This is a genomic window from Streptomyces sp. NPDC037301 (genome assembly GCF_055602785.1).
Map to the genome: position 1 here is coordinate 219,117 of NZ_JBVJWD010000005.1, position 13,012 is coordinate 232,128.

General features: G+C 66.4%; 13 protein-coding genes and 2 pseudogenes. 7 read left to right on the plus strand and 8 right to left on the minus strand.

What is annotated here, in order from left to right:
* Nucleotides 1-5: 5 nt before the first annotated feature.
* The gene (locus ACZ7IB_RS11610; protein WP_470911596.1) at nt 6-641 is read right to left on the minus strand and encodes a GNAT family N-acetyltransferase; all 636 of its coding nucleotides are present in this window, start codon (nt 639-641) and stop codon (nt 6-8) included.
* Between the two features lie 735 nt (nt 642-1,376).
* Here ACZ7IB_RS11610 and ACZ7IB_RS11615 point away from each other — a divergent pair.
* The 4 genes and pseudogenes from ACZ7IB_RS11615 to ACZ7IB_RS11630 all read left to right on the plus strand — a co-directional run bounded on the left by ACZ7IB_RS11615 (nt 1,377) and on the right by ACZ7IB_RS11630 (nt 3,916).
* On the plus strand, nt 1,377-1,805 hold the full coding sequence (locus tag ACZ7IB_RS11615) for a histidine kinase dimerization/phosphoacceptor domain-containing protein (RefSeq protein WP_470911597.1): 429 nt from the start codon (nt 1,377-1,379) through the stop codon (nt 1,803-1,805).
* 316 nt (nt 1,806-2,121) lie between these two features.
* Nucleotides 2,122-2,889, plus strand: coding sequence for a hypothetical protein (locus ACZ7IB_RS11620; RefSeq protein ID WP_470911599.1), 768 nt, complete (start codon nt 2,122-2,124; stop codon nt 2,887-2,889).
* A 269-nt stretch (nt 2,890-3,158) separates the two neighbouring features.
* A pseudogene (locus tag ACZ7IB_RS11625) lies at nt 3,159-3,263 on the plus strand (hypothetical protein); the annotation flags it as partial.
* A gap of 53 nt (nt 3,264-3,316) precedes the next feature.
* Entirely contained in the window at nt 3,317-3,916 is a 600-nt protein-coding gene (locus ACZ7IB_RS11630; RefSeq protein ID WP_470911601.1) for a tyrosine-type recombinase/integrase, read from the plus strand.
* Here the strand turns inward: ACZ7IB_RS11630 and ACZ7IB_RS11635 are convergent.
* The 6 genes from ACZ7IB_RS11635 to ACZ7IB_RS11660 all read right to left on the minus strand — a co-directional run bounded on the left by ACZ7IB_RS11635 (nt 3,810) and on the right by ACZ7IB_RS11660 (nt 8,658).
* Complete coding sequence (locus tag ACZ7IB_RS11635) at nt 3,810-4,217, minus strand: hypothetical protein (RefSeq protein WP_470911604.1); 408 nt, start codon at nt 4,215-4,217, stop codon at nt 3,810-3,812. The two genes, ACZ7IB_RS11630 and ACZ7IB_RS11635, sit on opposite strands and share 107 nt — an antisense overlap.
* Nucleotides 4,214-5,761: a right-handed parallel beta-helix repeat-containing protein gene (locus ACZ7IB_RS11640; RefSeq protein ID WP_470911605.1), complete on the minus strand. Its 1,548-nt coding sequence runs from the start codon at nt 5,759-5,761 to the stop codon at nt 4,214-4,216. Before ACZ7IB_RS11640 ends, ACZ7IB_RS11635 begins: the two co-directional genes overlap by 4 nt.
* Before the next feature lie 238 nt (nt 5,762-5,999).
* Nucleotides 6,000-6,917 carry an IS701 family transposase gene (locus ACZ7IB_RS11645; protein ID WP_470911607.1) on the minus strand — a complete coding sequence of 306 codons (918 nt, stop codon included), beginning with the start codon at nt 6,915-6,917 and terminating at the stop codon, nt 6,000-6,002.
* Between the two features lie 266 nt (nt 6,918-7,183).
* On the minus strand, nt 7,184-7,756 hold the full coding sequence (locus ACZ7IB_RS11650; RefSeq protein WP_470911609.1) for a GNAT family N-acetyltransferase: 573 nt from the start codon (nt 7,754-7,756) through the stop codon (nt 7,184-7,186).
* A gap of 218 nt (nt 7,757-7,974) precedes the next feature.
* Complete coding sequence (locus ACZ7IB_RS11655) at nt 7,975-8,115, minus strand: hypothetical protein (RefSeq protein ID WP_470911611.1); 141 nt, start codon at nt 8,113-8,115, stop codon at nt 7,975-7,977.
* A gap of 210 nt (nt 8,116-8,325) precedes the next feature.
* Nucleotides 8,326-8,658, minus strand: coding sequence for a hypothetical protein (locus tag ACZ7IB_RS11660; RefSeq protein ID WP_470911613.1), 333 nt, complete (start codon nt 8,656-8,658; stop codon nt 8,326-8,328).
* 482 nt (nt 8,659-9,140) lie between these two features.
* Here ACZ7IB_RS11660 and ACZ7IB_RS11665 point away from each other — a divergent pair, with 482 nt between their 5' ends.
* The 3 genes from ACZ7IB_RS11665 to ACZ7IB_RS11675 all read left to right on the plus strand — a co-directional run bounded on the left by ACZ7IB_RS11665 (nt 9,141) and on the right by ACZ7IB_RS11675 (nt 12,067).
* Nucleotides 9,141-9,416 carry a hypothetical protein gene (locus tag ACZ7IB_RS11665; protein WP_393702238.1) on the plus strand — a complete coding sequence of 92 codons (276 nt, stop codon included), beginning with the start codon at nt 9,141-9,143 and terminating at the stop codon, nt 9,414-9,416.
* A complete protein-coding gene (locus ACZ7IB_RS11670; protein WP_470911614.1) occupies nt 9,413-9,841 on the plus strand; it encodes a PIN domain-containing protein in 429 nt (142 codons plus the stop codon). Before ACZ7IB_RS11665 ends, ACZ7IB_RS11670 begins: the two co-directional genes overlap by 4 nt.
* A gap of 1,137 nt (nt 9,842-10,978) precedes the next feature.
* A complete protein-coding gene (locus ACZ7IB_RS11675; protein WP_470911615.1) occupies nt 10,979-12,067 on the plus strand; it encodes an AAA family ATPase in 1,089 nt (362 codons plus the stop codon).
* Nucleotides 12,068-12,672: 605 nt separating this feature from the next.
* Here ACZ7IB_RS11675 and ACZ7IB_RS11680 read toward each other — a convergent pair.
* Nucleotides 12,673-13,012, minus strand: a pseudogene (locus ACZ7IB_RS11680) (hypothetical protein); the annotation flags it as partial.

Below are 13,012 nucleotides of genomic sequence, written 5' to 3' on the forward strand. Positions count from 1 at the left end.
GGGCTTCAGGGCCGGTAGACGCACTCCGCCATGGTCGCGTGCTTCTTCCAGCCCAGCGTCTCGTACAGCGCGCGCCCGGCGTCGGTCGCGCCGAGGACTCCGAGGCCGGCACCCTCGTTCAGGGCGTGGTCGGCGAGCGTGCGCATCACCAACTGCCCCAGCCCGCGCCGACGGTGGGCATCCTCGGTCCGTACTCGGTCCACGACTGCCGCATCCCCGAGCACCGCCATCTGCCCCTGGGCCGCCTGCTCGCCCGCCGCGTCCAGCACCCGCGCGAAGACGACGGCTCCGACGGTCTCCACCGTCACGGTGTATCCCTCTGGCTCGACCCGGTGGGCGGCCATGAGGTCGGTGACCATCAGGTGTCCGGTCTCCTCGTACGCCACCACCCACCCGGGGGGCAGCCACGGCTCGATCACCTCTGGCTCCACGGGCATCTTCATCCAGGTCCGCGGCACGGTCACCGAGGCGGAGGCGCTGCGGACCCGCAACTCATCGGCCTCGGGCAGGACATGGCGTCCCACTTCACCCGGGCTGTCGGCCACCGCGATGTAGAACCCCCAGGGCATCTCGACCGGCGGCGGCGTCCGCCGCGATACGGCCCAGCCCGCCACCCAGGTCTCGACCAACTCCGCAACCATCAAATCCTCCCGTGCCACCAGCAGTTGAGTAATAGTTACTCGCCGAGTGTGCACATTACATCTCCGTATGCAGTGGCGGCACCCTTCTGGTGAACGCCGCAGGTTGACACGTCAGCCGCGACCAAGATCGGCAGCACGGACGGCGCTGTTGCATGCAGGGAAACCGGAAGGGCCACGTACCACTTGTGGATCCGCAGGTCGGTGCTGGTGAAGCCGTCCCTCTAAAGGAGCCACACCCTTCCTGGCAAGACGTCAATTTGTTCATGCAGCGGGCTGGAGGCGGCGGCTGTTCCGGCGGCCCGGCGGCCCGACGGCCCGACGGGTCATACCCAGGTCTGACCTTGCAGTTCAGCTCTTGGTCCGACGCCCCGCAGGGGCGGCGAAGGCATCGTCGTCAGCATGACGAACCCGACGAAATCCATGGCCACCCCAGCCGCGACGACCGGCGCCCGACTGCGTGGCGCGCTGCCTGTGGAGCGGCTGGAAGGCACCGGCTTCCCGGGACGTTGGGTGGGCGGCACTGCCATGGTGCTCGGCCCACTCCTGCATGCTGGCCGGTGCGTTGCTGCGGGCCCGCTTCCACTTCTTCTACCCCGGCCAGCTCGCCGCGTACGAGCGGCACCCCACCCTGATGGCCACCGCATACGGCCTCTTTGCCGCAGGCAGCCTGCTGCTCTGGCCCGCTGTGGCGGTGGTGGCCGCACGGATCGGGGCCCGGAGCGTCGGCTGGGGCTTGTGGCCGGGCTGGTGTTGCTGGTGGTCGGCGGGGCCTGGGGCGTGGGGTTCACCGTGCGTGGTCGCCGGGCCGAGGCCGGGCGGGAAGAGCGGCGCCGTTCGGAGCGCGCGTTGGACGAGGAGCGCCTGCGGATCGCCCGCGAGCTGCACGACATCGTCTCGCACAACCTCAGCCTGATCGCCGTCAAGGCGGGTGTCGCCGGGCATGTGGCGGAGGCCGACCCGCGGGAGGCGCGGGCCGCGCTCAAGGTCATCGAGGAGACAAGCCGTTCCGCGCTGGCCGAGATGAGGCGCACGCTCGGCGTGCTGCGCACCGCAGGCGCACCCCTGGGGCCCGTACCGGACCTCGACCGGAGCCCCGAGGCGCGCACCTCATGTGTGCTGCGAGTCGAAAGGCCCTGCCACCCATCGGGACGGCAGGGCCTCTGACCTGCTGCTTCTCTGTGCCCCTGGCAGGGTTCGAACCTGCGAAACCCGCTTTAGGAGTTCGATCAGCGCTCGACTCTGCCGTGGAGTCGCTTGGTGGCGCCAGCCGTGACAGCCCATGCAGGCACGCTGCCGTCCGGCGCTGTTGATGTCACTCATGGATGTCAGCCTGGGCATAGCGCTTGCTTCACCGTCGCTGTTGGCTCACCGCGGTCCGCACCCGCACCCGGGCGGCCGGCGCCAGCCCCGCCTCACCCGGTAACGTGGCGACCTTCGGCCGGCGGAAGCCGTACGGAGTCCCTCGAAGGCCGGGCACATCATGCATCTCGCCGACCATCCCGCACGCCGCCGCCTCAGCGCCGCCCTGGACAACCTCGCCGTCACCTTCCACGGCATGACCGCACATCCGGACGAGCACAACTGCGAATGCCACTGGGGCAGCCCGGAGGAGCTCTCCCTTCTGAAGACACCGGACGTGGAGCTGGAGCCGGATCTCCTGCGCCGGACCTGGCAGGCCATCGACTGGACCGATCACGCGGCCGTGCTGCGCCGCATCCTGCCGCAGTTCGCCACGGTGCTGGTCGCCGGTCGCGCGGAACCTCTGTTCGGACTGGAAGAGGCCGGGCACTCCTTCGCCCGCGGCCGCTGGCAGCAGTGGCCTGACGATCACGCCGGTCCGGTACGCGAGTTTCTGCATGCGTGGTGGGCGCAGAGCCTCACTGAGCCGGATGCGATCGTCCCGGCGCACCAGGTCTTCGTGATGTGTGCCGAGGCGTCCGGAACGCTCGGCCCCTGGCTCGCCGAATGGGAGAAGCAGACCGGGCACCTCAGCGACCGACATCTCGCCGAGGCAGCGGCGGAATGGGAGTACGAGCTCCTGGGAGACAGCCTGCCGTGGAGAGTGGGCTGGTACGAGCACGACGAGGAGGAGATGCGCGCCGCACTGGTCGCATGGCTCCTCGAGCACGCTGCGGTGCGGCTCCGCGAGTCGGGCGCATCGGCGGATCTGCAGCACCGGATACGGCTGCTCGGTCTCACCGGCGAGGACCGCTGGACGGATCCGCACTGGCCCGGCCACCGCTACTGACGACCAGCAGGCGCGACCTCGGGGCCGGACCGCGTAGTCAAGGGCCTGTGCGGATGCGCCACTTGGCTGCGAAGAGTACGGGCGTAGGGACTAGATCAGTAGCCGAAGAAGTGACGCGGCACCTTCCTGACCTGAGTGCGCTCCAGTCGCCGTCCTTCTGGCCTGCGGGTTAGCGGTCGGCGGCTGTCGTCGCCTGTCATCGTTGAGTCCCCTCGCACGGCCCAGAGACGGCCCCAGTCGGATGTATCAGGTTCACGGCCACCGTCTGGCTGTTCCCAGGGGGTTGTCTTGCGGAGTCCTGGCTTGCCGCTCAGGTCCACCTCAAGCGCTCGACGCGAAACCGCTACCGAGGTGTTCTGGACGTCCACGTGATTCCCAAGTGGGGCACCACGCCACTGGACCGCATCCGCTTCGAGGACATCGCCGAATGGCTGGCGGACCGCTGCGGGCCCGGAACTTCCGGCAGCGGTTCTTCGCCCCAACCGTCGCCAAGGCGAGCCTCGGCCACCTCAAGCTCACGCCACACAAGCTGCGTCACACGGCGGCCTCCCTCGCCATCGCCAGCGGCGCAGACGTCAACGTCGTCCAGACCATGCTCGGCCACAAGTCCGCGACGCTGACGCTGGACACGTACGGCCATCTCTTCCCTGACCGTCTCGACGAGGTTTCGAAGAAGATGCACAAGCGCCGGGCCAAGCAACTGGCCAGGGCGAAGGCAAAGCTGGAGAAGGCGGAGAGGAGGGCCCGCAAGGCCGCGGAAGCGGTGGCGGTCCTGGATGACATCGCAGCGCGGTGCCTGTGGCGTAGCCGCAGTCGAAGACGCAGCTCCGCTGTCTCAGCGGAGCAGCCTGTGCCCTGTCGGAATCCTGCTTCACGCCCCAGTGCCCGGTGCTGCTGGAGACCGCTGATGCCGCCGTTGATCAGACGATGCTGGTCAAACCCTCGATCGCCGTCCGCGCCCACTCCTGCGCTCCTACCGCCGTACCAGCCACTACTCCGGTCGCGACCGGGGCCAGCGCTCCCTTGAGCGTGGCAATTGCGCGGCGGAGCCTGCCTGGCTCAGGGGGTTCCGGCTGGGTGATCGTCGCGAGGACCTCTCTGGCCGCTGAATCGGCATCCTCACGGTCCTGATCGGCGAGCCCTGCCTGGGGCAGTTGCCGCAGCAGGTCGGTGACCAGCTTGGCGAGCTCCTCGAAGCCCGGGGTCACGGCACTGTTGATCTGCTGGTTCTGGGTGACCGTGTCGTTGTTCCAGGCGAACTGGGCGCCGGAGACCTCGGCGTTGAACACCGGACCGTCGTAGTTGTTGACGTTCTGTGGATCGTTCATGTGTGGGAACCGTCCCCGTTTGTCTGCTGCTGGATGGCGTTGATGTTGTTCCACGCCAGCTGAGCACCGTGGACCGCGGCGTTGAAGACCGGGCCTTCGTAGTTGTTGACGATCGTCGGCGGCGGCTCGACCGGCTCTGTGATCTGCTCGACGACCGGCAGCGACGTGCGGAGGGAAACCAAGTCGATACGGCCATTGTCCTGTACGGCCGCACCCTGTGTTCCGTTCACGGAGCAGTCCACCAGCCGGCCGCCGCACATGCCTTGGAAGCTCGCGCCCACGGCCGCGCAGTCAACGAACTTGCTGTTCACGACATCCAGATAGGCGGAGTCCTTCCCACCGAGGCCGAATCCCTCCGAGCCGGTCACGGTGAGGTTCCTCGCGACGAGCCTCGCCTTGCCGAACCCGATGGCCCCGCCGATGCTCACTGCTTTGACGTCACAGTCGTGCACGAGTAGCTGAGCGTCCTCGGCGACGCCGAAGCCCAGCGCCCCGCGCTCCGCTGATACGCCTTTCAACGTGACCCGGGATTGGCCCAGGACCTCCACGGCGGACATGTCGAAGTCGCGGAACACCGAGTCGGTAATGTCGGCGGTGGTGCCGCCGTTACCCCGGGTCTCCACGTGCGATGGGCAGCGCTCAACACGGACTTGCTCAAACACAGCCCTGGCTCCGTCCCAGACCCGCAGTGCGACGCTCGTCAGGTCCTCCATCTCGACCCGGGTGAAACGGCCTCTGGCGGCGTCTGTGACGGCTATGCCGACGTTGCCTCGTGAGATGCGGCAGCCGTGAACCTCAGGAGCGCCGCCCTTGGTCGAGAACACCGCGATGTTGCCCGCGTCGAAGACCTCGCAGTCCTCGAACCTGCCACGGCCCAAGGTGTGGACGTTGATGCCGGTGTCGCGACACTCGGTGAACGTGCAGCCGCGCACCACCGGGTCGGCACCACTCACAACTGCGATCCCGTGTTGCGCATCGGTGACGCGCGTGCCATTGACGGAACCTTTCGACTGCTCGATGAACGCGATTGCTTCCGCGTGCACAGCGTTGATCGCGCAGCCGGTCACGGTGAGCTCCGCCTGCGAGTCCGCCATGATGGCCGCTTTGCCGGTGCCAGTCAGCTCGCACCCGGTGACCTGGGCGCGCGCACCGCTGACCCGCACGCCGTGGATCATGCTGCCCCCGATCCAACTGTCCTGGACCGAGACGTGGGCGCCTTTGATCACCGCGACCGCATTGTCGGTGGCGTCGGTGAACCGGCACCGTTCGATGAGCCCGTTCGACCCGCTGAAGAGGGCTCTGCCATGCACGATCACGCTGTCCCGCAGCGTCACGGAGGTGTTCGGCTTCGCGTGCACGCTGACGCCGTTGTGCGCCCGGATTTCTGAGTGCTCAAGCGTGAGCGTTCCCGTATGGCAGCCTACGACGTCGGCGTCGCGGCCGATCAACACGAGGCCGTGCACACGAACCGACCCGAGGGCGTCGAGGACGGCACCGCGAGGCCGGCTCACCACCACGGAGCCTGGCTCACCGAGCGCGGCCAACTGGACCTCGCCCTGGGCGGTGAGCGCCTCCTCGTAGTGACCGGGCGCGATCTCAACCAGCGCCGCTCGGCCCCGTCCGGCCGCAGCAGCAAGAGCGGACGTGATGTCGGGGTAAGCGCGACGACCACCGTGCGGCGAGACGAAGTACCTCGCGACCATTCCCGCCCCCCACGCGCGGCCCACTGGAGCCGTCGATATTACCCGAGCAGTTGGCAGCGGCCAGGTTGCTCAGCGGCAGTCACGCCAGGTCCGGTCGATTGCCTTGTACTGCAGCCGGAGATCTTGAGGGTCGGTGATCGGTGGGATCGGCTGGTACTTGGCCCAGGCGCGTAGGCGGCGCGGGAGGGGATCGCCTCGGCGGCGGTAGTGGCTGACCAGGGCGCGGGTTTGGTGGAGTCGGCGCCAGAATTGGCAGGTCGGGGTGGTTTCGACGGGGTGGTGGGGGTTGAGGTGGGTGGCGGCCAGGCAGTGCCGGATGGTGTGGGCGGAGGGCCGCAGGAGCGGTCCGGGGATCAGCCGGTGGCCTCGCTCCCGGTCGTGGCCAGGGCTTTTCCCGGGGTGGACGACTCCGGGTCGCTGTCGCTCTGCGGCTCTGGTTCGGGGAAGGCGGCGCGTTGGACGGCGAGGAAGGCGCGGCGAAGCCGACCTCGTCGGGGATGCCGGCCGCCCGGCACCGCTCCCGGTCCTTGGCCCACTCCTCGGGCAGATAGAGGCGGCGGTCCAGGAAGGCGTGTCCGGCGGTAGTGGCGTAGGTGAGCATGACCATGGTCTGGCAGTTGCGCACGTCCCCGGTCAGGCCGCAGTGGTGGAAGGCCACCCCGACCGATTTGATGCCCTTCTTCTGAGCCTGGGTGTCGTCGATGACCAGCGACGCCTCCGGATCGCCGAGGTGTTCCACGATGTAGTCGCGGACCGCGTCCCGCAGTCGGCCGGCCTCCCACACCGAGCCGTTGAGCAGCCACTGCATGCGGTCCGCGGTCGCATGCCCGGCCCGCTCGGAGAGCGTCCAGCCGTTCTTCTTCGGCAGCTCCGCCAGCAGTCCCTCGATGAACTGCGCGAACACCACCCGTGGCTCCGGCCGGTTGAAAAGATGCCCCAACGAGCCGGTCAGCCTGGTCAGTTCGTCCCGCCACTCGGCTATCAGCTCAGCCGTCACATCCCGCATCATGCCCGGTCAACGATGCCCGGGACCTCGTCACAAGATCTCCGGCTGTAGTACGAGGACCAGGGGCTCTGCTTCAGCGTACTCAAGGCCGTTTAGATGGGCGGCGATCTTCCCGAGACCGCGATCCTGCCGTGGCCCAACATCCGAGCCCCGGCCGCCATCAGCAGACGCCGCTGCCGCTCATCCAGATGCGGGAACAACACCCCGAACCTCAAAGCGAGTTGATCCATTGCGTCCCGCGACACGCTCCTACCGGATCAACGAACCGCACAGCCGGAAGCAACACGTTGATTTTCTGCGAGCCCTTCGCCGAGGACCCGCTCCCACAGCAGCCCGTCCCGCCAGCTCCCGTCGAGAAAGATCGAGGAGTGCGCGACGCCGTACGGGCTGAACCCGTTGCGGCGCAGCACCCGCTGCGACGGCAGATTCTCCAGATTGGTGGACGCCTCGGCGCGGTGCAACCCGAGTTCGTCCGTCATCACCCGGAGTACAAGCCCGACGGCGTGCCCGGCGTGCCCTTGATTCTGGGCGACGCTGGCGATCCAGTATCCGACGGAGCCGCGGCGCAGGTGCGGCTGCGGCAGGATGCCTCCGACGGTGACCTGCCCGATCACCTGGTCGTCGGCGAGCACCACGCCCGGCCAGACCGCGCCGGCCCGGTATCCGGCCAGCAGGCTGTCGATCCGCTCCGCCTGGCCCTCCGGGGTGAAGAAGTCGGCCGGCTGGGCCGGTTCCCACGGCCGGAAAGCCTCGAAGTCCCGCACCCGATGCGCGGCGATCGGGGCGGCGTCGGTGGGCTCGATCAGGCGGATCCTGGTGCTGCTGCGCATGGCTGATCCTCGTCGCGGTGCGTCGGATGAGACGGCCAACCTATGCGAGGGTGCCCGCGCCGCCGCACCCTACGCCCGCCGGAGGATCGAGTCGATCGCGCAGCGCGTGTTCTCACCTCCGTCCGCACCCTCACCATCAGGCGACGACAGAACCACTCAAAGGCTCACGAACCGCCCTCTCGGAACGGGAGACCGTCCGCGTCACTCGGCGACAAGACTCAACTGGCAGCCGAAGATGAGTCGGTGGGGGCGTCGCACACTTCGAATGCTTCCCGCCTGAGCTCCAGGCCCGAAGTGTCCTTGCCCCATGTGTCCAGGGCTTCGACGGCCCGCTCCTGGTACTGCCACAGCGTGCTCACGAACAGCGTCTCCCGCAGCAGTGGGACGAAGGTCGCCCGGTGGCGGAGCAGATGGGGATCGTCCAGCAGAGGAATGCAGGTAGCGATGGCCGCATCGCGAACGTGAGGGTCGCTGTCGTCGACCCAAGCGGTGACCGCGTGGAAGAGCAGCGGGCGAATCCCAGTCGGTCTCGGTGAGCAGCGTCTCGGGGTTGGGCAGGTCGGTCTGGCTCAACTGTCCTCCCGCCATGTCCGGTCCATCGTCTCTGCGGCCGTGTCCTGGGCGAGCTGCTCGAACTCCTCGGGGACCTCCCGCTCGTCGAGCACGAACAGCCGGCCGCCGACCATCCTCGTGAGCGTCTTCCAGCCCAGACGGCTTCCCGCCTCGCGTGCTGCCCGTCGGACATCGTTGAGGTCGCCCAGTTCCGCCAGGCTCTCGGCCCCAAGAATCAGCTGCCCGTAGCAACCCTCGTACTCCGGCTTCAGGCTTGCCTGCAGGAGCCCCTCCAGGCGGTCGACGAGGTGCTCGTAACGACGCCGGGCCAGTTCGTCCTTCGCGGTCATCGGGCACAGCTCCCCACACCAAGAGCGCACGAGGATGTGTGCTGTACGTGTGCCGCAAGCCGGAAGCCCTCCCGCCCCCACGGGCGGAAGGGCTCCTGACCTGCTGCTTTGCTGTGCCCCCGGCAGGATTCGAACCTGCGACACCCGCTTTAGGAGTTTTCTCGGGGCGCGGCTTTGACCTGCGTAAACGTCGTCCTCAGGGCGTCTGGCCTGCGAAAACACTCCTCCACGTTTCTCGTGTGTTCTCAGCCGTTCCCAGCCTCATGTGTGCTGGATCCGTTCCGGCCGGCCACCGGGCTGGGACGGGTCCCCGGTGCGGAGCCTCATCGACGGAGGACGGGCGTATCCGCGAGAACTGCCGGCGCCACTCGGCTGGCAGGCGGACGGACGCCCCGCTCTCGTCGTAAAGATGGGGGCGGGCAGGCGGGAACCCGTAGCCTGGTACCAGCAGCAGACGGCATGATCAAGCGGAGGCGATGCGGATGACCACAGCCCCCAGCGGTGGGTCTCACTCGCCGCCGCCCCCGTCGTCGCACCCCCTGCGGACCATCCGTGACATCCGGGAGTCCCTGCCGGAGGACCAGCGCCAGCACTTCGACGCTGAGCTCGCCGACACGGAGATCGAGGCGCTGCCCGAGATGCTCCATCGCTGGGTGACACTGAGCAACGACGGCTTCGAGGAGTTCCTGCTCTCCCAGCCCTTCGACGGCCTGGAGTTCGGTGCCCGCTCCTACGACGAGCAGACGGACGCCGAGTGATCTATCTGTTCGACACCAATGTCGTCGCCGAGCTCACGACCCGGGCGAAGCCCGACCCCCGCGTCATGGCATGGTTCCGCTCCACGGCTAGACCCAACCGCTTCCTGAGCGTGATCACTGTCGCTGAGATTGAGGTCGGCGTGGCCGCCACCCCGGATCCCGTACGACAGGCCCGTTACGCCCGAGCCCTTGCCGCGGTGCGGCACGAATACGGCAACCGCATCGCGCCGATCGGCGAACGGGAGGCGGCTGCCTACCTCGCCATCCACAAGACGCTCAAGGCCACCGGCACCAGCATCGATCCGCCGGACGCACTGATCGCCGCCACCGCCCTGGCCAACGGCTGGACGGTCGCCACCCGCAACATCAAACACATGGCCCGAACCGGGGCTCTGGTCGTCAATCCGTGGGAACAGCAACTGTGAGTGGGCCGTAGCGGTCAGCGTTCCCGACTCACGGGCGACACCGCAGAAGGACAACGAGATCCTGCGCAAGGCTGCCGCCAAATTCCCCAGAAGACGACAGGCTGATCCGCTTTCGTTTCGTCGACAAGCACCGGAACGCCCACGGAGCGAGCGGGCGGGGAACAGAACTACCGGCTGACTCCGCCAGGAGAAGAAGACGACACCCGGTTGTCCCGGCGCCGGGTCAGCTCGTGCCGTATATGTGCTGTGAGCGCAGAGGCCCTGCCGCCCGCTAGGACGACAGGGCCTCTGGCCTGCTGCTCTGCTGTGCCCCCGGCAGGATTCGAACCTGCGACACCCGCTTTAGGAGTTCAGCCGCACCATCTGCTCGCCTGGTCGCCAGCCTAATAGCGCGGTGCAGCGCGTCTTCCGAGATGCAATCAAGACCGCTCCGGTCTGCTGGTGTTGCCGTCAGAGGCTGCCGTCATCGCGTCTCGTAGTGGGGCTGCGTGACGACAGGACAAGGTTCCTGAGTGCGACGGCAGCCGAGTCGGGTCTGCGGCGCGGCAGGGGGCGCCGCCGACCGCAGCTCGAGCGGGGGCGGTCGCACCCCTTGATGCGCCTGGCTCGCACAGACTCCTATGAAGCGCCGGCAACGTCGGATTGCAATAAAGCACGGTACCCCGAAGACATTTCCGTACTACGATGAAGTGGTCGGGGAAGATTATTGCACTGTAGAGAGTGTCAGAAGTGACGGATATTTCGCATTCCGCGTTAAAGTTATGGCGATCGATGGCGAGGTTTCAGCCAACCAATCAAGTTAATCGCATCGAGTTTTCGCCATCCTCGGCTTTCTCTGGGCAGGTAATTGAGCTCACTCCTCTAACCGTCCTTTGCGGCCTGCATGGGGCAGGGAAGAGTTCATTGCTTGGGTACATTGCCGAATGTCTTCACAGAGAGACCATGCATCCAGACTACCCACCCTTCTATAGGGGGAGCAGGTACTCCAGTCGACGAACGGAGATGCGCCCCTCCCTTAGTGGTGAGTGTCGCGTTTCACTCTCTCGGCCAGGTGGTCTTGTCGAATACGTCGTTGATTTCACGCAGCCTGCCGAAAGGGGGGCGGCGTCGGAGGTAGTGGAATCAGGTGGTCAGATTGTGCCGGATGTGATTAATCCTCATCTAGTGTCGGTCGAAATTAATACCTTCTTTCAGGACTTCTATCTGTCGGACCTGGAGGGTGAGGAAGCTGCCGGGATCCCGGAGGTTCAGAAGAAAGCTGACCTTGATGCGCTCCGGGATATTTTGGGCGTGACGTATCAAGAAGTCATCTATATTCCCGTTGATGTGGGCCACGGATTCGATTTTCCGTACGTGAAGGCGAAGAAGGAGGGTGAATGGATCGACTCTCACCAGATGAGCCATGGAGAGTTGTGTGTCCATTACATCCGCTGGGTTTTGAAGCACCCGACGAACGGGGTCGTCCTTCTAGATGAGCCAGAAGCAAACATTGCACCGAGGGGCCATGCCGCCTTGTTGGATGAGATTGCTAGGCTAGCCCGGGTATCTAAATCTCAAGTCGTGCTTTCCACGCACTCTGCGGCATTCTTGAGCCGCGTCCCCCTTGCATGGGTGCGGATGTGCGTACGCCCATCTATGGTGCCCTTGATTATTGAACCTTCTCGCCCATCTGACCTACGAGACACTTTGGGGATCGAAAATCCCCTCAAACTTCTTATCCTCGTAGAGGATGATGTCGCCCAACATCTTCTGAACATGATTCTGGCGGTTCACTCGTTTCCCCTTTTGAGCGAATCGGAAATCGTTGCGGCGGGCTCGTGGAGTGACGTGCTGACGGCGACGAAAGCTGTGTTCAAGTCCAGCAGGATTTCTGCATTGGCTGTGCTGGATGGAGATCAGAGGAGTGAGGCGCCCGAAGATCTGCCAGTCTTCTTCCTTCCCGGGAACGAACCGCCAGAGAAGGTGCTTTTCAAATATGCTGCCACTCGGCCAGATCAAATGGCAGACAAGCTCGGTTGCTCGCTTGCGTCTATGAACGTTTATATCGCAGGGATGCTAGGTCTGGAGCATCACAAATGGCTTACATTCCTTTCTCGGAGAACCGGCCAGGACTGGCACTATTGTTTGCGTGTTGTGTTCGATGTCTGGCATGCGGACCCGAGGAATAGCGAGGCATGCGAGGACCTGACCAGGGGAATCGAAGCTGCCGCCCTCAGCTTGCTCTAGCTGCCTCGCGCACACTCTGTCGGCCGCCATGGGCTCCCCAGCCCTCCGCATGCCACACGCCGCGCCCCGGGCCTGGCCCCGCCAGCTGGGGCGAAAGACAGAGAGGGCCGGCGCGCCCGCACCCTGCGCGGTCTTGAGGGAATAGAGATACTTCAGCCGGTGCTCGCACGGCGACGGCTTTCAAGACCGAGAAGCCCTCTGTACGCATCTGCCATCTGACCTGCGGGTTGTTCCCGCAGGTCCGCATCGAGGCGCCGCGCTTGGCCGCAGGTTGGCCACGAGGCCCCGGAACAGCCCCCTTCCTGGGGCTTCACTCTCACCCGCCCGTGACCGTCGTCCGGCGCCTCTCAGGCTGGGCACTGGGCAGGATTCACAGCATGGGCGCTGAGGTTGTGGAGCTAGCCCCCGCGTCCCCGAATCTGCTGTTCGACCAGCGTCCCAGCAGTCCCCGGCATGCAGGCGGCGCGGTCGCCAGCCCGCTCCGCCCCCCGCTCGATCAGCCACGTGGGCGTCGGGCAGGGACGCCGACGCGCGGCGAGGGCCCCGGCTCCTCAGCGGTGCCCAGTGCCCGCTTGGCGCGGCCGGGCTCCGACCGGGGGCGGAGGCTAGCTCCCTGTCGCGTCGGGTGAGCAAATCGCGATGGCGGCACCTCCGGTGGTGAGAGCGCCGGTGTTCTGGTATTCGATTAGCCAGGTGTCGCCGGGCGTGTTGACGGTGGTCCGTTCAGACCGGATGGGAAAGACCCTCCCGGCCAGGAAGAAACCGCCGCTAATCGCGGTCTCGCCGGCCGGACACGTGGCAGAGGCCGCCCCGAAACCGCCCGGTGGTGTCGTTGTGCCGTTGCTGAATACCTTGTGGGTGCTGATAGGGCCGCTGCCGCCCGTCGGACCGGTGGCGCCTGTTGCTCCGGTCGTACCTGCCGAGCCGGTTGCTCCGGTCAGCCCG

Bases quoted from the DNA above. Each gene is read 5' to 3' on its own strand.
- ACZ7IB_RS11650 (WP_470911609.1), bottom strand. From the start codon at position 7,756: ATGCGCAGCAGCACCAGGATCCGCCTGATCGAGCCCACCGACGCCGCC.
- ACZ7IB_RS11610 (WP_470911596.1), bottom strand. From the start codon at position 641: ATGGTTGCGGAGTTGGTCGAGACCTGGGTGGCGGGCTGGGCCGTATCG.
- ACZ7IB_RS11665 (WP_393702238.1), top strand. From the start codon at position 9,141: ATGACCACAGCCCCCAGCGGTGGGTCTCACTCGCCGCCGCCCCCGTCG.
- ACZ7IB_RS11620 (WP_470911599.1), top strand. From the start codon at position 2,122: ATGCATCTCGCCGACCATCCCGCACGCCGCCGCCTCAGCGCCGCCCTG.
- ACZ7IB_RS11635 (WP_470911604.1), bottom strand. From the start codon at position 4,217: ATGAACGATCCACAGAACGTCAACAACTACGACGGTCCGGTGTTCAAC.
- ACZ7IB_RS11630 (WP_470911601.1), top strand. From the start codon at position 3,317: ATGGCTGGCGGACCGCTGCGGGCCCGGAACTTCCGGCAGCGGTTCTTC.
- ACZ7IB_RS11660 (WP_470911613.1), bottom strand. From the start codon at position 8,658: ATGACCGCGAAGGACGAACTGGCCCGGCGTCGTTACGAGCACCTCGTC.